The sequence below is a fragment of the Streptomyces lacaronensis genome (assembly GCF_047337785.1).
Taxonomy (GTDB): Bacteria; Actinomycetota; Actinomycetes; order Streptomycetales; family Streptomycetaceae; genus Streptomyces; species Streptomyces lycopersici.
The window spans coordinates 6760741-6778213 of the sequence record NZ_JBLHDK010000003.1; the positions used below are offsets into that span (position 1 = coordinate 6760741).

The 17473-nt window shown below is 71.5% G+C and carries 17 protein-coding genes and 2 pseudogenes; 12 read left to right on the forward strand and 7 right to left on the reverse strand.

Annotation, left to right across the window (positions count from 1 at the left end; translation table 11 throughout):
- Positions 1-126: 126 nt before the first annotated feature.
- From ACMTAK_RS29370 to ACMTAK_RS29380, 3 genes are all read left to right on the forward strand, one after another.
- Entirely contained in the window at positions 127-1164 is a 1038-nt protein-coding gene (locus ACMTAK_RS29370) for a DUF4328 domain-containing protein (protein ID WP_413808964.1), read from the forward strand.
- Between the two features lie 61 nt (positions 1165-1225).
- Positions 1226-1906: an RNA polymerase sigma factor gene (locus ACMTAK_RS29375; protein WP_413813027.1), complete on the forward strand. Its 681-nt coding sequence runs from the start codon at positions 1226-1228 to the stop codon at positions 1904-1906.
- A complete protein-coding gene (locus ACMTAK_RS29380) occupies positions 1906-3096 on the forward strand; it encodes a hypothetical protein (RefSeq protein ID WP_413808965.1) in 1191 nt (396 codons plus the stop codon). The genes ACMTAK_RS29375 and ACMTAK_RS29380 overlap by 1 nt, the downstream gene beginning before the upstream one ends.
- A 239-nt stretch (positions 3097-3335) precedes the next feature.
- Here ACMTAK_RS29380 and ACMTAK_RS29385 read toward each other — a convergent pair whose 3' ends face one another.
- Complete coding sequence (locus ACMTAK_RS29385; protein WP_413808966.1) at positions 3336-4232, reverse strand: L,D-transpeptidase family protein; 897 nt, start codon at positions 4230-4232, stop codon at positions 3336-3338.
- 130 nt (positions 4233-4362) lie between these two features.
- On the opposite strand from ACMTAK_RS29385, the gene ACMTAK_RS29390 reads away from it, so the two are divergent.
- Both ACMTAK_RS29390 and ACMTAK_RS29395 read left to right on the forward strand, forming a co-directional pair.
- Positions 4363-5952 carry an acyl-CoA mutase large subunit family protein gene (locus tag ACMTAK_RS29390; RefSeq protein ID WP_413808967.1) on the forward strand — a complete coding sequence of 530 codons (1590 nt, stop codon included), beginning with the start codon at positions 4363-4365 and terminating at the stop codon, positions 5950-5952.
- 57 nt (positions 5953-6009) lie between these two features.
- Positions 6010-6225: a hypothetical protein gene (locus tag ACMTAK_RS29395; RefSeq protein ID WP_037953453.1), complete on the forward strand. Its 216-nt coding sequence runs from the start codon at positions 6010-6012 to the stop codon at positions 6223-6225.
- A 710-nt stretch (positions 6226-6935) separates the two neighbouring features.
- Here ACMTAK_RS29395 and ACMTAK_RS29400 read toward each other — a convergent pair.
- Positions 6936-7649 carry a B3/B4 domain-containing protein gene (locus tag ACMTAK_RS29400; protein WP_413808968.1) on the reverse strand — a complete coding sequence of 238 codons (714 nt, stop codon included), beginning with the start codon at positions 7647-7649 and terminating at the stop codon, positions 6936-6938.
- 55 nt (positions 7650-7704) lie between these two features.
- Positions 7705-7851 carry an SCO1431 family membrane protein gene (locus ACMTAK_RS29405; RefSeq protein WP_413808969.1) on the reverse strand — a complete coding sequence of 49 codons (147 nt, stop codon included), beginning with the start codon at positions 7849-7851 and terminating at the stop codon, positions 7705-7707.
- A 167-nt stretch (positions 7852-8018) separates the two neighbouring features.
- On the opposite strand from ACMTAK_RS29405, the gene ACMTAK_RS29410 reads away from it, so the two are divergent.
- From ACMTAK_RS29410 to ACMTAK_RS29420, 3 genes are all read left to right on the forward strand, one after another.
- Positions 8019-9443: an amidase gene (locus ACMTAK_RS29410; protein ID WP_413808970.1), complete on the forward strand. Its 1425-nt coding sequence runs from the start codon at positions 8019-8021 to the stop codon at positions 9441-9443.
- Between the two features lie 142 nt (positions 9444-9585).
- Complete coding sequence (locus tag ACMTAK_RS29415; RefSeq protein WP_413808971.1) at positions 9586-9894, forward strand: hypothetical protein; 309 nt, start codon at positions 9586-9588, stop codon at positions 9892-9894.
- Positions 9888-11846, forward strand: a complete 1959-nt coding sequence (locus tag ACMTAK_RS29420; RefSeq protein WP_413813028.1) for a bifunctional polysaccharide deacetylase/glycosyltransferase family 2 protein — start codon at positions 9888-9890, stop codon at positions 11844-11846. The genes ACMTAK_RS29415 and ACMTAK_RS29420 overlap by 7 nt, the downstream gene beginning before the upstream one ends.
- 195 nt (positions 11847-12041) lie before the next feature.
- Here ACMTAK_RS29420 and ACMTAK_RS29425 read toward each other — a convergent pair.
- The 3 genes and pseudogenes from ACMTAK_RS29425 to ACMTAK_RS29435 form a co-directional block, all read right to left on the reverse strand.
- A pseudogene (locus ACMTAK_RS29425) lies at positions 12042-12170 on the reverse strand (transposase); the annotation flags it as partial.
- Positions 12171-12291: 121 nt separating this feature from the next.
- A complete protein-coding gene (locus ACMTAK_RS29430; protein WP_413808972.1) occupies positions 12292-12717 on the reverse strand; it encodes a DUF4267 domain-containing protein in 426 nt (141 codons plus the stop codon).
- Between the two features lie 352 nt (positions 12718-13069).
- Positions 13070-13516, reverse strand: a complete 447-nt coding sequence (locus ACMTAK_RS29435; RefSeq protein WP_413808973.1) for an anthrone oxygenase family protein — start codon at positions 13514-13516, stop codon at positions 13070-13072.
- 91 nt (positions 13517-13607) lie between these two features.
- On the opposite strand from ACMTAK_RS29435, the gene ACMTAK_RS29440 reads away from it, so the two are divergent.
- The 3 genes and pseudogenes from ACMTAK_RS29440 to ACMTAK_RS29450 form a co-directional block, all read left to right on the forward strand.
- Positions 13608-14186 (forward strand): TetR/AcrR family transcriptional regulator, encoded by a 579-nt coding sequence (locus tag ACMTAK_RS29440; RefSeq protein WP_413808974.1) that lies wholly within the window; start codon positions 13608-13610, stop codon positions 14184-14186.
- Positions 14187-14434: 248 nt separating this feature from the next.
- The gene (locus ACMTAK_RS29445) at positions 14435-15262 is read left to right on the forward strand and encodes a DUF1963 domain-containing protein (RefSeq protein WP_413808975.1); all 828 of its coding nucleotides are present in this window, start codon (positions 14435-14437) and stop codon (positions 15260-15262) included.
- Positions 15263-15351: 89 nt separating this feature from the next.
- Positions 15352-15486, forward strand: a pseudogene (locus ACMTAK_RS29450) (TetR/AcrR family transcriptional regulator); the annotation flags it as partial.
- A gap of 25 nt (positions 15487-15511) precedes the next feature.
- Here the strand turns inward: ACMTAK_RS29450 and ACMTAK_RS29455 are convergent.
- On the reverse strand, positions 15512-16228 hold the full coding sequence (locus ACMTAK_RS29455; protein ID WP_413808976.1) for an SDR family oxidoreductase: 717 nt from the start codon (positions 16226-16228) through the stop codon (positions 15512-15514).
- A gap of 186 nt (positions 16229-16414) precedes the next feature.
- Here ACMTAK_RS29455 and ACMTAK_RS29460 point away from each other — a divergent pair, with 186 nt between their 5' ends.
- Positions 16415-17452 carry an Lrp/AsnC family transcriptional regulator gene (locus ACMTAK_RS29460; RefSeq protein WP_413808977.1) on the forward strand — a complete coding sequence of 346 codons (1038 nt, stop codon included), beginning with the start codon at positions 16415-16417 and terminating at the stop codon, positions 17450-17452.
- The last annotated feature ends 21 nt before the right edge of the window (positions 17453-17473 follow it).

Consider the following 17473-nt stretch of genomic DNA (forward strand, 5'->3'; position numbering starts at 1 on the left):
TCGTTCCACTCTGGACGGGACCGGTCGGATGCCCGTAACGTGCAGGTCCGCGCTCTGGGCGCGGTCAGAGGCTTACTTTCTCGCGTGGCCCGGAGCGGTCACGTTCCCAGGGGGACTCAAAAGACCATGTATCCGTGTGGGAACTGCCGCGCTGTCGCCGTCGGCCCCGACGGGCGCTGTGCCGCATGCGGGACCTACCAGCAGCAGCTCCAGCAGCCGCCCGGACCCCCGCAGCAGCCGTCCGTCCCGCCGCAGCAGCCGATGCCCGGCGGCTACGGCTACCCGGCCGCTCCACCGATGGGCATGCCGACCGGTGGGGTCGATCTGCGGCGCGGGCTTTCCACCACGCTCGTCGCGCTGTTCGGGCTGGCGCTGCCCGCGCTCATCTTCCTCCTGGTGGCGCGATCCGGCCAGTACAGCGTGATCGGGGACATGCTGGACGCGGTCGAGGGCAAGTCGGTCTCCATCACCGAGGACGACCTCAACGACGCCGACGACATGTTCACGGCGGCCCAGGTCATCTACTCGCTGCTCACGGTCGCGATCGCCGTGGTCTGGGCGATCTGGTTCCGGCGGCTGCGGCTGAACGCCGAGGTCTTCGCCCCCGGCCAGCACCGCTTCAGCAGCGGCTGGGCGGCCGGTTCCTGGTTCACCCCGGTGGTCAACCTCTGGTTCCCCAAGCAGATCGCCAACGACATCTGGCGCGCCAGCTCCCCGCAGGGGCCGCAGGCCGTCAGCCGCGGTGTGCTCAATGGCTGGTGGGTCACCTGGATCGTGGCGCTGGTCACCAACGCCGTCGGCGGGATCCGGTACAACCTGCTGCGGGGCAAGGTGGAGGGCGACGACTACTCCCCTTCTCCCTCGGAGGCGAAGAGCGACATCGAGAGCCTGCACTCCATCCTGGCCTTCGACATGTTCGCCATCGTGATCTTCATGGCCGCGGCGGTCCTGGCGCTGCTGCTGGTCCGGCAGATCACCGCGATGCAGGAGCAGCGGGCCTCGCTGCCCCCGCAGATGGCCGGTCCGGCCCCGTACGGAATGCCTTCTCCGAACCCGTACGGCTCCCCGGCCCCCGGCTCCGCGCCGTATGGTGCCCCTCAGATGCCGCCGACCCCGCCGCCGGGCCAGCCCGGTCAGCAGTACCCGCCCTACGGGCAGGGCTAGCCCGCGGGTTACGCCGGAATCGACTGGACCACGGATTCTCCGAGTGGGGCAGGAAGAGAGCGTGCAGGGCGACGACGCGGAACTGACCGCCGCGGTGCTCGCGGCGCAGGAAGGTGACGAGACCGCCTTCCGGACCGTCTACCGGTCCGTGCACCCTCGCCTCCTCGGCTATGTACGCACGCTGGTCGGTGAGAGCGACGCGGAGGACATCACCTCGGAAGCATGGCTGCAGATCGCCCGTGACCTGCAACGGTTCAGCGGAGACGCGGATCGTTTCCGGGGCTGGGCGGCCCGGATAGCCCGCAATCGCGCGCTGGACCACATACGGATGCGCGGCCGCCGCCCGGCCATCGGCGGCGATGAGTCGGAGCTGGAGTTCCGGCCGTCCGACGCGGACACGGCCGGTGAGGCGATGGAGGCCATCGGCACCGGCAAGGCGCTCGGGCTGATCTCCCAGCTGCCGCAGGACCAGGCCGAGGCGGTGGTGCTCCGGGTGGTCCTCGGCCTCGACGCCAAGAGCGCGGCCGCGGTGCTGGGCAAGCGGCCCGGGGCGGTGCGCACCGCCGCCCACCGGGGGCTGCGGCGGCTCGCCGATCTGATCGGCCCCGCGGCCGGAGGCGATTCGGTGCTCGACGGGGTTCCAGGGCAACGCGAGTCACACGGCGGCGGCGCAACCAAGCCGGGTGTGGCGAAGTCTGCTGGTGTGACGGATTCACGCGCGCCAACGCAGAAGGACATGTGATGGCCGAAGACCACCGCTACAGCTGGCTGGATGACAGTGCCGCGGAGCGGTTGCTTCGCGGCGAACCGGTCGAGGGGCAGCCCGCAGCTCCCGACGGCCGGGGTGACCAGTCATATGCCGATGCGGAACGGTTGGCGGCCGTGCTCAGCGCCGCCGCCGGCGCGGGCCGTACGGCGGCCCCTTCCGACGCGTCCGCGCTTCCCGGTGAGGAGGCGGCCGTGGCCGCCTTCCGGGCGGCCCGCGGCGAGGCCAGTGCCGAGGCGGGGGCGGGGTCCGTGGCCGAGGTGGCCGAGATGGACATGGCCTGGCGGCCGCACCGGATCCGGCGGTTCAGAGAGAGACAGCCGCGGCTGCGGCGCCCGCTGCGCGCGGGCATGGTCGCGGTCGTGGCCGGATGTGCGCTCAGCGGATTCGCGGTGGCGGCAGCCGCGGGGGTACTGCCGACACCGTTCGGGCGGAGCGACCACACTCCGGGCCCCTCGGTGAGCATGTCGAACGGCGGTTCCGGCGGGGACTCCGCCCATCCGGAGATCTCCCAGGACGGCGGTACGACGACGCCTGATCCCGGTGGTTCGGGCGACAACGATGCCAGCGACGTGGGCTCGAACGGCGCCCAGGGCGGAACGGTTCCCTCCGACCCGGACGGCGACGGCAAGGGCAAGAACGGAAAGTCGAAGGACGCCTCGAAGGGGGAGCCCGGCGTCCCGGAGTGGGCCCTCGCCATCTGCCCGCGCTATCTGGACTCGGAAACGGGTGTGGGCGCGGACCTCGACAAGAAGTCGCTGAAGAAGCTGACGAAGGCGGCGGGCGGCGCGTCCGCCATCCACGGCTACTGCACGCAGATCCTCGCCGACGACGGTACGGGCAGCACCCCGCGCAGCGACGAGAGCACCGGCAGCGGCGGCGACAGTGGTGGCACGGACAGCGGCAACGGCGGCTCCGACGGCTCCGGTTCCGGTTCCGGGTCCGGCTCCGGTGACAGCGCCGGTTCGGACAGCGGTGGCGACTCCGGTGGCGATCCGGGAAAAGGTGGCGGGGACGGCGACCCGGCCCCGCCGCCCCCTCCGCCGGACACCACCGACACGCCGACTGACGTCACCACCCCCACGACCGCCGCTGACCCCTTGAAGTCCACGGAGCCACCCGCTTCGGAGCACCCCACGACCACCGCGGAAACGGGTGCCGACTGAGACTCCGGCACCCAGGTGTGACGTTTTTTTCAGCGGTGACGCTGAAAGAAACGGGCCGACTGGTCATCGGCCGCGCGGGAGCCGAGGTTCCCCCCGTACCGACGGCTCCGCGCATTCGGCGCGGGCAGAGCACGTTCCCCCGGCTCTGCCCGCGCCGCCCTCTTTTTTGCTTCTGCACCGGCGCCGCTCTCGCGGACCGGGTCCTCGCCGTCGGGGTTCCTCAATTGATGGTCGCGGCCCTACTTGTAGACAACGACCTTGTCGCCCGCCTTAACCCGGTCGAAGAGGGCTGCGATCTTCTTCTTGTCCCGGACGTTCACACAGCCGTGTGAGGCGCCGCTGTAGCCGCGCGCGGCGAAGTCCGAGGAGTAGTGCACCGCCTGGCCGCCGCTGAAGAACATCGCGTAGGGCATCGGCGTGTGATAGATCGTCGAGACATGGTCCCGGCTCTTGAAGTTGACCTGGAACAGACCCTCCCGGGTCGGGGTGTACTCCGAGCCGAAGCGCACATCCATCGCCGACACCACCCGGCCGTTCACCATCCAGGCCAGGGTGCGGCTGGTCTTGCTGATGCACAGCACCCGGCCGGTCAGGCAGCGCGGGTCCGGCTTGGCCAGTGGAAGGGTGGTCGGTGGGTAGAGCTGGTCGCGCGTGGGCGCCTTCGTGGCCGAGCGCAGTGAGGTCCAGGTGCCCCGGCTCACCGAGCCGGTGACCGCCAGGCCGTGGCCCCGCTGGTACGCGCTGACCGACGCCTGCGTGATCGTGCCGAAGTACCCGGTCGGGTTCCGGTGGAAGAGGCCGAGCGCGCGCAGCCGGGCCTGGAGCTCGCGCACCCGGTCCCCGCTGCTGCCGAAGGGGATCACCGGCGGGGCCACCCTCGGCGCGGTGCGCCGCGGCACGGCAGGGGCCGTGGTGCGCGGTGGGCGCGCCGCCACCCGCTTGGGCTTGGCCTTGTGGGTGTAGGTGCGATGCGGCCGGGGCGACGTCTCGCGCGCGGGCGCGCTCGTACTCGCCCGGGCCTGGGGTCGCTCCTGCCCCCGGCCGTTCACGGTCGCCTCCCCCGGCCGGCACCCGGCGACCAGTGCCGCCGCCGTGGCCGTGGCCAGCGCGGTGCCGACCACCGCTGTCCGGTGCATCCGAACCCCTCCCCTGATCTTTTTGCTCTGAATGCTTCCCGGGGCTGCCATGGGGCGAACATCGACGCATGCTGTGAACAAGGCCCCGTACCGGAGAACGCCCGGTATCAGCCATCAGGAGGCGTGACCCATGGCGCGCGAGTCGGAGTCGGGATTCCCCGTCGAGCCGGTGTACGGACCCGGGGCGCTCAGCGGCTGGGACCCGGCCGGGCGGCTGGGCGAGCCGGGGGAGTACCCCTTCACCCGCGGGGTGTATCCGACGATGTACACCGGCCGCCCCTGGACGATGCGGCAGTACGCGGGGTTCGGCACCGCCGCCGAGTCCAACGCCCGCTACCGGCAGTTGATCGAGCACGGCACCACCGGGCTGTCGGTGGCCTTCGACCTGCCGACCCAGATGGGCTACGACTCCGACGCGCCCCTCGCGCACGGCGAGGTCGGCAGGGTGGGCGTGGCCATCGACTCGGTCGAGGACATGCGGGTGCTGCTGGGCGGCATTCCGCTGGACCGGGGCTCGACCTCCATGACCATCAACGCGCCCGCGGCCCTGCTGCTGCTTCTCTACCAACTCGTGGCCGAGGAGCAGGGCGTGTCCGGGGCCCGGCTGACCGGCACCATCCAGAACGACATCCTCAAGGAGTACATCGCCCGCGGCACCTACATCTTTCCGCCCGTCCCCTCGCTGCGGCTGGTCGCGGACATCTTCAAGTACTGCAAGGCCGAGCTGCCCAAGTGGAACACCATCTCGATCTCCGGCTACCACATGGCGGAGGCCGGGGCCTCGCCCGCGCAGGAGATCGCCTTCACCCTCGCCGACGGCATCGAGTACGTCCGTACGGCCGTCGCGGCGGGGATGGACATCGACGACTTCGCGCCCCGGCTCTCCTTCTTCTTCGTCTCCCGCACCACGCTGCTGGAGGAGGTCGCCAAGTTCCGGGCCGCGCGGCGGATCTGGGCGCGGGTGATGCGGGAGGAGTTCGGCGCCCGCGATCCGAAGTCCCAGATGCTGCGCTTCCACACCCAGACCGCGGGCGTCCAACTCACCGCCCAGCAGCCCGAGGTGAACCTCGTACGGGTGGCCGTCCAGGGCCTCGCCGCCGTGTTCGGCGGCACCCAGTCGCTGCACACCAACGCCTTCGACGAGGCGATCGCGCTCCCGACCGATGTCTCTGCCCGGCTGGCGCTGCGCACCCAGCAGGTGCTGGCGCACGAAACCGATGTGACGGCCACCGTGGATCCCTTCGCGGGCTCCTACGCCGTCGAGTCGCTGACCGACGCCGTCGAGGAGGCGGCCGTCGACCTGATGCGGCGGGTCGAGGACCTGGGCGGCGCCGTGGCCGCCATCGAGCGGAACTTCCAGAAGGAGGAGATCGAGCGCAACGCCTACCGGATCGCCCGGGAGACGGACGCGGGGACACGGGTGGTGGTCGGCGTCAACCGCTTCCAGCTGGCGGAGGAGGCGCCGTACGAGCCGCTGCGGGTGGACCCGGAGATCGAGGCCCGGCAGCGCGCCCGGCTCGCCCGGCTGCGCGCCGGACGCGACCGGTCGGCGGTGAGCGCGGCACTGTCCTCCCTGCGGAAGGCGGCCGAGAGCGGGCCGGGCACGGCCAATGTGCTGTACCCGATGAAGGACGCGCTGGCGGCGCGGGCCACGGTTGGCGAGGTCTGTGACGCGCTGCGGGAGGTGTGGGGGGCGTACAAGCCGGTGGACGCGTTGTGAATGCTCCCCGGGCGTCGGTCTGGGGCCGTTGTCGGGGGGAGGGGCGACACTGGAGCCATGTCGTCGTCACCCCGCCGCACCTGCCCGGTCTGCACCCGAGAGATCGCGGTCGTCGGCGGGCGCTTCGCCCGCCATGATCCGCCGGGGCGGCGCTCCGCGTACGAGCTGATCTCCTGCCCCGGCTCGCGGCGGATCGCGCCGCTGCTCACCACTCCGCCGAAGCTGTTCGGCGAGGAGGAACCCCCGACCCCGGGCCAGCAGGCCCTGTTCTAGCCCGCGTCGGATCGTGCCGCCCGCGCCGCCCGCGGCGGGCTGTTCCCCTCCCCGCCCCTTCCCTCAACTGGGGCTCCGCCCCAGACCCCGGGCCGGACGGTCTGGATGTGCGTGGGCGTTCACTGTGTCGGGGTGCCGACCGCGTTCACGGCGGCGACGCTCAGCGCGTGGCCCCTCTGGAGCGAAACTGGGGCTCCGCGCCAGAACCCGGGGCGGACGGTTCGGATGTGCGTGGGCGTTCACTGTGTCGGGGTGCCGACCGCGTTCACGGCGGCGACGCTCAGCGCGTGGCCCCTCTGGAGCGAAACTGGGGCTCCGCGCCAGAACCCGGGGCGGACGGTTCGGATGTGCGTGGGCGTCCGCCCGGCGATCAGTCCGCCGGTGCAGGTGCTCGCGGCGGCGCCACCTGCCGCGGACAGCGCCCGTCCCGCGGACGTCACGCCCTGGCCCACGGCTCACCGGCCAGCTGCTCGACCACCGCGTCGCGGGTGGCACGGTCGGCGCTGAGCGCGGCGACGGTCGGCTCGTCGACCCCGGGGTCCAGGGGCGGAGCCCCTGGTTGCGGGAAGGGGCGGGGCGGGGAAAGATCCGCCGCCCCGCCGCCCGAGCGCGCGACGGCCGCTGGCCCCAGTCGCCAGGCCCTGCCGTCTTGGCGTGCCAGCGGGCCAGGGGGGTGTCCGGGACTCCGCCCAGGACCCCGGCGGCCCCGCCTACGCCCCGCCCACCAGCCGGGAGGCGATCGTCACTCCCGCATTCGCCTCCGTCAGCGCCTCCACCAACTGGTCACCGGCCGCCTTCAGCGCCGTATCGTCCATCGGCCCCAGCGCGTCCAGCACGAACATCGCCCGGGTGGTGTCATGCGTGAGCCGGGTGCGGGTGCACTGGCGCCAGTTCCAGCGGCGGCAGGTGGCGCCCGCGTCGTCCCGCCACACCACCTCGCCGGGCGCCGGGTGCTCGACCACGGGCTCGCCCCCGGCCGTCGTCTCGAAGGTTTCGTCGCCCTCGGCGCGCACCAGCCGGGCCGCGCCCACGTAGTGGTCGAGGTCCTCGCCGCCGAGCGGGATCACATGTCCGACCGAGACCGCGTTGTAGATGTCGGTCAGCCGGTCCACCCGGGGCAGCCCGGCGGAGACCCGCCGCAGCAGCGCCTCCGCGCTGGGCCGGGTGCGCTGTGGCTTCGCGCCGAAGGCGCGGAACGCCTCGCGCCAGGCGGCCAGATGTGGATGCTCCTCCACCGGGCCGTCCCCGAACCGCTTCCGCGCCGCCGACTCGGCGTCGGCCAGGAGTCGCTCGCTCAGCTCGTCGCTGGGCCCGGGAAGCAGTCCCTCGGCGGTGATGAGGAGCGCCCGGTAGTCGGGGCGCAGGGCGAGTACGGCGGGGTCGATGGTGGCGGATTCCAGCCAGGCTGCGGCGTCGAACATCATGTGGTCCACTATGGCATACGGTGCGGTGCAGTGTGCTGGACCGTGGCGGACAGCCTCAGAGCAGCCCTAGCCGCGTAATGAGCAATGCGAGGACTACGACGAGCGACCAGCCCAGCAGATGCTCCAACAGGTTGTCCTCGCCGTCGGAGGGGCCTCCGGTGCGGGCGTGGAGGTCGGTGCGGCGCGCCGCGATGTCGGTCATGCGGGTGTCCTCTGTGCTCAGCGATGATCGTGATGTAAGTGATGAATGCGATGCAAGTGATGCAAGTGATGCACATGATGAAAAGGGTCATCACCGTTGCCCAGGGTGCGCCGAGCGGCCACCTGGGGTAAAGGGGGAGTGGCCGAACTCACCCGAGGAGGTCCACGGTGACCAGCGTCATTCCCAAGGGTCTGGGCGAGCAGATCCGCGCCCTGGCCGGGGGCGAGGTGACCTCCCGTGCGCTGGTCGAGCAGTCGCTCCAGCACATCGCCGAGACCCAGCCCACGCTCAACGCGTTCCGCCGTGTCCGCGCCGAGGCCGCCCTGCGCGAGGCCGCCGAGGCGGACCGGCGGCTGGCGGCGGGGGAGCGGCTGCCGCTGCTCGGCGTCCCGCTCGCGGTCAAGGACGATACGGACGTGGCGGGCGAGCCCACCGCTTTCGGCTGCTGCGGCGACTTCCCCGCCAAGGCCGAGGACGGCGAGGCGGTACGGCGGCTGAAGGCGGCCGGGGCCGTGATCGTCGGCAAGACCAACACCCCCGAGCTGGGCCAGTGGCCGTTCACCGAGGGCCCCGCCTTCGGCGACACCCGCAACCCCTGGAGCCCGGAGCACACCCCCGGCGGCTCCTCCGGCGGCGGCGCGGCCGCCGTCGCCGCCGGTATCGTCCCCGCCGCGCTGGGCTCGGACGGCGCGGGCTCGGTCCGCATCCCCGCCGCCTGGACGCATCTCATCGGCATCAAACCCCAGCGCGGCCGGATCTCCACCTGGCCGGACGCCGAGGCCTTCAACGGCATCACCTGCAATGGCCCGCTGGCCCGTACGGTCGCCGACGCGGCGCTGCTGCTGCATGTCGCGACCGGCAACTGCGAGGGGGATCTGCACTGCCCCGAGCCGGTGGACGTGCTGTCCGCGGTGGGCCGCGACCCGGGGCGGCTGCGGATCGCCCTGTCGTTCAAGACGGCCTTCACCGGCACGCCGAAGAGGCTGGACCCGGTGGTGCGGGCCGCTGTCGTCCGGCTCGCCGAGCGGCTGGCGGCCCTCGGCCACGAGGTGGTGGAGGCCGAGCCGCGCTACGGGCTCGTGGGCTTCTCCTTCCTGCCGCGCGCCACGGCCGGGCTCGCCGAATGGTCCGGCCGGGTCCCCGATCCGCTGCTGCTGGACATCCGCACCCGCGGCGCCGTCCGCAACGGCCGCCTGCTGGGCGGCGCCGCGCTGCGGTGGGCGCGGACGTACGAGGAGCCGCTGCGGCGCCAGGTCGGGGCGATCTTCGACCGCTTCGACGTCGTCCTCTCCCCGACGACGGCCACGCCCCCGCTGCGGATCGGTGCCATGGCCGGTCTGTCCGGGTGGCGTACGGATCGGGCCATGATCGCGGCGTGCCCGTACGCCTGGCCGTGGAACGTGCTGGGCTGGCCCGCGATGAACGTGCCCGCCGGGTTCGCCGACCCCGAGCACCGCACGCTGCCGCTCGGTGCCCAGTTCCTCGGCCCGGCCAACAGCGAGCCCGTGCTCATCTCGCTGGCGGCCCAGCTGGAGGCCGACCAGCGGTGGTACGAGCGCTGGCCCCAGGTGTTCCGCCCCGGCCCGCAGTGAGCCTTCTCTCACGCTTTTCAGACATCCCCGCTTGAGAGAGAAAGACCAGGTCGCGGCTACCTTCGGTAACGAGGAGGGCGCCATCTCGCGTGGTCACGAGCGTGTGAACGCGTCGCTACACTTCCGCCACAAGGTGAAGAGGGTGACCGAAAAGCGTCGGCGAAGAAAACAAACCGGTCAGATATTCGTCAATGCCTCTGGCGGCCGGAGACAGCTCCTGGCGCTCGCGGCGCTGGCTGTCGGCTGTGCCTGCGTCGGTTATCTGCTGCTGCTCGTGGCCGCCCTGTCCGGTGTGCTGTGGCAGGACGACCAGGAGCCGCCCAGGACCGCCGAGCGGTCCGGCACCGGCACCGCCCCGGCCACACGGCCCTGGCCCAGCTCATACACCTACGGCACCACGGTGACCGATCCCCTTGCCGCCGACTCGCCGTCCGGGGGCGGCCCCTGGTGAGCCGGCACGCACACCGCCCCGAGCCGCGCGGCCACTGGCTATTGCTGATCGTCGTCGTCTCCGCCGTCGCCGCCGCGCTGGTCTCCGAGGGCTGGACCACCCACGAGGTCGCCTCCCAGTCCACGCGCAGCCCCTGTACGAGCCCGATCCCGAAGGCCGCCGACACCGGGAAGCCGGTGGTGCGCCTCGACGGTTCCACGGCGCAGACGGCCGGGATGCCGGCCCGCACCGTCGCCCTCACCTTCGACGGCGGACCCGACCCCGTCTGGATCCCACGCCTGCTGCACCTGCTGCGCGCGCACCACGCGCACGCCACCTTCTTCCTCTCCGGCGTGCAGGCGGCCCGCCACCCCGAGCTGGTGCGGCGGATCCGCGACGCGGGCCATGAGATCGGCTCGTTCACCTACACCGGCTCCGACCTGGGCTCGGCCTCCGCCGCGCGCACCCGGCTGGAGCTGTCCCTCACCCGGACCGCGCTCGCGGGCAGCGCGGGGATCAACACCCAGCTGCTGCGGCTGCCGCTCACCACCCAGGCCGACACGATGTGCGGCGGTGAGTGGACGGCCGCCCGGCGCGCCGCCGAGCAGGGCCATCTGCTGGTCGCGGCCGACCGGCCGACGCGGAAGCCGGAGCGGGGCGTCGTCCAGCAGTACAGCCAGACCGACAGCGCCTACAGCGAGGTGAAGAAGCTCTTCCGGAACCGGAAGGTCGAGAAGTACACGACGGTGTCCGAGGGGCTCGGCCGCTCCCCGGCCGACACCCCGGCCTCCACCGTCGGCCAGGTGCAGGGCAAGGCGCTGCTCCAGGTCCAGTCCATCGGGCACGGCTTCGTCCAGGCCATGACCTGGGTGCTCGGCGTCGCGGGCACCCTGGCCCTGCTGCGGCTGCTGCTGCTCGTCTTCTTCGCGCGGTCCCACGTCCGGCGCCTGCACCGCTTCCGGCCCGGCTCCCCCTGGCTGCGCGAGGTCAATGAGCCGGTGACGGTCCTCATCCCCGCCAACAACGAGGAGGCGGGCATCGAGTCCACCGTGCGGTCACTGCTCGCCTCCACCCACCGGTGGCTTCAGATCATCGTGATCGACGACGGCTCGACCGACCGGACCGCCGACCTCGCCACCTGGATCGACGACCCCCGCGTCGCGGTGATCCGCCAGCCCAACGCGGGCAAGGCGGCCGCCCTCAACCCCGGCCTCGCCCACGCCGACCACGACATCGTGGTCATGGTCGACGCCGACACCGTCTTCGAACCGGAGGCCATCCACCAGCTCATCCAGCCGCTCGCCCACCCGGCCATCGGCGCGGTCAGCGGCAACACCAAGGTCGCCAACCACCGTCGGCTGCTCGGCAGATGGCAGCACCTGGAGTACGTCTTCGGCTTCAACCTCGACCGCCGGATGTACGAGGTGCTGGAGTGCATGCCGACCGTGCCCGGCGCGATCGGCGCCTTCCGGCGGGACGCGCTGCTGGGCGTCGGCGGCGTCAGCCACGCCACCCTGGCCGAGGACACCGACCTCACGATGGCCCTGTGGCGGGCCGGCTGGCGGGTGGTCTACCAGGAGTCCGCCATCGCCTGGACCGAGGTCCCCACCTCGCTGCGCCAGCTGTGGCGGCAGCGGTACCGCTGGTGCTACGGCACGCTCCAGGCCATGTGGAAGCACCGCCGCGCCCTCCGTGAGGTCGGCCCGGCCGGGCGCTTCGCCCGCCGAGCACTGCCCTACCTCTTCCTCTTCCAGGTGGTGCTGCCGCTGCTCGCCCCCATCGTGGACGTCTTCGCCCTGTACGGCGTGGCGTTCGCCGATCCCGTGGGGTCGATCGGGGTGTGGGTCGCCTTCCTCGTGGCGCAGATGCTCGGCGCCGGATACGCGCTGCGGCTGGACAGGGAACTGCTGCGGGCGCTGTGGGCGATGCCCTTCCAGCTGGCTCGTGGCCGGGCGGCGGGGCCCAGCATATGACGCCGCGCCACCGGATACCGCCGGACCCGTACCGGCCGCGTGACGGGGGCGACGGCGCCGACGAGCCCGTCCCCCCCGCCGCCGGTGGCCCCGGCGGCTGCGGCGCACGGTGGTCGTCGTGCTCGCGGTGGTCCTGGTCGGGGGCGCCTCCACGTACGGCTGGGCCTGGTCCCAGCTGAACAAGAAGCGGTTGGAGACGGTTGACCAGGCACCGAACTCGCTCGGCATCTCCCGCCACTGCCCGCCGGTCCGGAACCGCCAGATCACGCCCTCGAACTGCTGCCGCGGGGTCTTGGGGTACGGGCCGTACTCGCCGATCGGCAGCTACGGCTCGATGAACTCCCGCTCTTCGTCCGTCAGTTGCGCGCGCGTCACGCATGACGGTCTACCGGGCCAGGGCCTGGAGCGGGCGAAACCACGGATTGATCACGACCCGGTCCGCGTCCTAGGCGGGCTGCGGGGCGGGCGTTTCCGGGGCGGCCGCGACCTTGCGGGTCTCGCGCATGATCAGCAGGCCGTTGGCCACCATCAGTGTCGCGGTCAGGCCGTGGACGCCGAGCGCGGTGGCCACGGACCCGTGGTGGGCCAGCACGTTGGTCATGTCGCCGTACGCGGCGAGGGCCTCCACCAGCAGCGCCCAGCCCAGCGCCCGGCGGTGGCCCGTCACCAGCAGGATGCCCAGGACCAGGGCCAGGACGACGTCGCGGATTCCCTTGATGATCAGGAAGCCGTCGCCGTCGCCGGACGGCCAGCTCGGCAGGCCGAAGCTCGGCGCCGTCGTCTCCGGGCTCAGGATGTACTCCGTCCCGAACCAGAGGATGAAGAGGATGAACGCGGTGGCCAGGACGGTGTTGATGGTCTTCAGCGACATTGGTCTTCTCCTTGCGCGTCTTCGTCGGCTTGGTGAGCTTCGTGGAGCCCGGTGAGTGGTGTGGGGCCTGATCAGGCCGCGGGGACGCGGCTGATCGAGGGCGTAGCTTGCCGGGATCGCAGTCGTGGGATGTGAGTGGCAGCTGTCTTCCCGAATGTCGGGATTTCGGTGGTCAGTCGTCCCCGAGGAGTGGGGATTGTGCGCCACGGGCGCGGCGTCGGCCGCGGGGTCGGAACACGGGCGCGGCGTCGGCCGCGGGGCGGAAATCCGAAGCCCTCTCGGACTCACCCCGACGGGGCGCAAGCCGTCGATATACAGGGGCGAACCAGTGCATGTCGGGGCAGCGGTGGTATCAGGTGAGGGCGGCGACCAGCAGGGTGAACGCGGCGATGATGACGGCGACGCGGACGTAGTGGTAGCGGCCCCAGCGGTGCAGCTGCTGCTGCCAGTCGGCGGGCCGATTGTCGGGCGTCCAGGTCTTGTTTCGGTTGTTGATCGGGACGAGCAGCAGTATCGACATGACCACGCTGACGATCAGCAGGCCGGCGGCGGTGACGACGAGTCCGGTGCCGTGGTGGTGCCATCCGGCGACGGCCCAGATCACGCTGAGGACGAGCGAGCCCATGTACCAGAACGGCATGAGGGTGCCGAGCATCCGGCCGCTGTGGGCGTGGCCGAGCTGGCCGCTGTCGTCGGGAAGCGCGTCCAGGACCCGGTTCATGATGAAGGCGACGGAGAACTCCACCCCCACCATCAGGCCGACGACGACAGTGGTGACGACTTCGAGCGTGCTGAGCATGACGATCCCTCCGTTGATCTAGCGCTGCTAGATATCGAGGCCACGCTAGTACTGCTACCGCTCGCTTGTCTAGCGATGCTAGAGTCGATTCATGTCGGTAAAGGAACGCAAGGAGCGCGAACGGGCGGAGCGCGAGCGCCTCATCGTGACGACGGCCCGCGAACTCGCCGAACAGCAGGGCTGGGACGCAGTCACCACCCGCCGGCTCGCCGAGCGCATCGAATACAGTCAGCCCGTTCTCTACAGCCACTTCCGCGGCAAGCGGGAGATCATCGGCGCCGTCGCCCTGGAGGGCGCCACCGAGCTGGCCGTGGCGGTGCGGGCCGCGACCTCCGCCGAGGACAACCCGCGCGCCCGGGTCGCCGCCCTGGCCCGCGCCTACCTCGACTTCGCCGTACGCAACCCGGCGGTCTACGACGCCTTGTTCCAGCTCGATGGCGGCTTGGCGTACGCGCGGGAGGACACCCCGGAGCCTCTGAAGGACGCCTTCGCCGCGCTGATGGAGAGCCTGGGCGAGGTCGCCGGGGACGGCGTCGACCCGGGGCTGTTCACCGAGGTGTTCTGGGCGTCCCTGCACGGCCTGGCGACACTGGCCCGCGCGGGCCGCCTGCGGCCCGAGTTCGCCGAGCCGAGGGTGGAGCTGCTGGTGGACCGCCTCGCCATGGTCTGACACACCGTCCCGGCGGGCACGCGGCCGGGGCTCTCGGGCCCCGGCGGCGCTGATCATCGCCGGGCCGGCCGCGAACGCCGCGCTGCACGGCCGCGTGCCGGGGCGGAACTTCCGGCTGACACTCACCGTCACCGGGCCCGCGCTCCGTATCGAGGTGCGGGACGCCCGCGTCGAACGCCTGCCGACCGTGCGCCCGGCTCCCGAGCCTTGTCGTCCCGCCTGTCACAGGTGGGTGTTTGACTTACCGGATGGATCCTGAGGCCACGTTTTCCGCCCTGCATGACTTCTGCGCCGAGCGACTCGGCGCCCCCTTGGCCGCGCGCCTCGTACGTCTCGCCCGGCCCGGCTTCGAGCTCACCGAAGCCGGGCCGGGCGAGGCGGCCGGGCACAGTCGATTCGGCGGCCGGGCGATGCTCGAACCGGGCACGCCGTGGCCCGACTGTGAGGGCGTACCGCTGAGCCTGCTCGCCGTCCTCGACACCGACGCCCTGGCACCCTGGCTCGGTGGCCTTCTCCCCGCCGGGACGGGCCTGCTGAACTTCTTCTCCCTCGACTCCGAATCGGAGCGGTGCGATCCCGCCGCCCTTGAACTCTCGCTCAAGCTGGACCTCATGGACCCGCGGCTGGGGGCGGTCGTCCCGGCCCGTTCCGCCCACGCCGTGGAGACGGACGCACCGGCCCGGTCGAGCGTCTTCGAGCCGGTCGCGTGGACGGCGTCACCCGGGTTCGCCTTCCCCGACACATTCGACCCGGCCTGGGACACGGTCGACTTGGGGTCCGTGGTCGACGACATGCCCGTTTTCGACATCACCGATCTGCTCCCCGGCTGGTCGGAGCAGCCATACGCGCTCCACGCCGACGACATGGCCTTCGGCTGGCCGCTGTTCCCCACGGGATCCTCGCCGACGCTGCCGGACGGCGAGGATTCGAGCCATTACCAGCACTTGCTTCAGTTGTCCGGGCAGGACGAGTGGTGGATCGGCGGCGACGGCGGCTGGATGCACTGGTCGATCCCCACCGACGCACTGCCTGGTGGCGACTTCAGCCGGGCGATCCCGACACCGGACATCTGGTGACGCCTTGGCCCACGAGGAGGATCGGACCGGATGCCGGGGTGCGTATCGCGGACGGTGGTCGTGCCGGGAGGGACGAGGCCCACGCCGCCGCGATCAGGCGCGAGATCGCGAACCCGCGGGCCGAGCGCGCCACGGGCCTGTCCAAGCGCGACTGGCAGCGCGCCTCCGGCCCGCAGGTGACGGGAATGTTGGCCACGGGCCGCTTTCCGGCGCTGGCCCGAGCCGGAGCGCCGGGGTGGGCCGCGGGATTCACCAAGGGACGGTCTGGCCGAAGCGGTCCAGATACGCCAGGCCGGGTGTGCCCAGTCGGGAGAGCAGGGTATCCACCAGCAAGGGGACGGTCTCCTCGATGGTGAACGGCGCGTCCGGACCACCCAGGGCGGTGCGTATCCAGCCCGGCGCCATGAGCACGAAGGCGCGCCGCGTCTCGCCTTGCCGGGCCGCGAAGCTCCGCAGGAACATGTTCAGGGCTGCTTTGCTCCCTCGGTAGATCTCGCGGCCTCCGGTCGTGTTGTTCGTGATGCTGCCCTGTCCGGAGGACATCGCCCCGATGAGCCCCGCCGGGGACACCAGGTCTTCGAGGGCCTCGATGACGCGCATGGGGCTGAGCGCGTTGGTGACCATCACGTCGATGAAGTCGGCTGTCGCGACCGAGCCGACGGGCGTCTGCTCATTGTTGGTGGTGCCCGCATTGACGAAGAGCACGTCGAGTCGACGGTGCGCCAGACGTTCGTGCAGCGGGGGCAGTTGGCCGGGATCGTTGATGTCGAGATGTTCGATGGCCATCCGCCCGTCGGCGTGGTCCGCGAGATCGTGCAGCGGCGTTCGGGCAGTGGTGTCGCGAACGGTGCCGACGACGTTCCAGCCCCTGTCGAGGAACTCCGCCGCCATCGCGTGGCCGAGGCCGCGCGAGGCCCCGATGATGAGAGCCGTCGGGGGGTGTTGTTCGGCGCCAGTCGATGACATCCAGCGTCAACTCCGTTCTTCGAGCGTTGTGCTTCGTTCGGGCGTCGTCGAGGCCCGCGGCGGGCACCGGGCGGTGCCCGCCGCGGTGGCCCCTCGACCCGTGCGCTCCCAGTGTTTCGCCCGCGCTGCGTCGCGGACGAGTCACGAGCGCTCGTATGTACGATTGCCGATATGGTGAGGGCGCTCATGACGGAATCCGCATCGATAGATCCTGATGATGTGCGAATCATTCGAGCGCTGCAGATCGCTCCGCGGGCCTCGTTCGCCTCGATCGCGTCCGCCCTCGGCCTGACCGAGGGTGCCGTCAACCGCCGGTATCGCCGTCTGCGTGCCAACGGCGTCATCCGCGTGGCCGGTGTGGTCAACCCGGGCGCCCTGGGTCAGAGCAGGTGGCTGGTGAGACTGCGCTGCCGCCCTGGCAGTGTCGGGGCGATCGCCGACGCGCTCGCCGAGCGTGACGACGTCAACTGGGTGGCCCTGAGCGCGGCGGGTTGTGAGATCACCTGCGCGACGCAATCCAGGACGCGGGAACAGCGCGAGGACCTCCTGGGGCAGCGGCTTCCCCGCACCGCAGCGGTGATCGACATCAACGCCTTCGCCATGCTCCGCCAATTCCTCGGAGGCCGCGCCCACTACTGGTCCGCCCTGCGGGGCACACTGTCCCCGAGGGAGGAGGCCGCGTTGGGGAGCGGCGGGCCTCCCTTCACCGAGCTTCCGGTTGTCGCTCGCGAGCCCCTGCGCCTCAGCCCCGAGGACGAGAAGATGCTCGATGCGCTCGCCGCAGACGGCCGCGCCAGCCTCGTCGATCTCGCCGCAGCCGCCGACCTGACTCCGGGACGCGTCTCGCGACGCCTTGACGCTCTGCTTCAGCACCGCGTCGTCCACATCGACGTCGAGATCGCCGCAGCGGCCTTGGGCTATCACGCTCGCGCGAACCTCTGGCTTCGTGTGCACCCGTCAGCGGTGAAGAGCGCGGGCCGCACACTCGCGCAGGAACCCGAAATCGCCTTCGCCGCGGCCATCTCCGGGCCCTGGAACATTCACGCCGTCGCACACTGCCGGGACCTCGATGAACTGTTCGAGTTCACTTCGGATCGCATCGGGTCCCTGACCGGACTGCAGAGCATGGAGGTCTCACCTGTGCTGAGACACGTCAAGCAGGCCGGCACTCGGCTCTCCGGCGATCGTCTCGTCGAGCCGTCCAGCGCTCGCGCGCGACGCTGAGAGGCAAAGTCGCGACCAGCC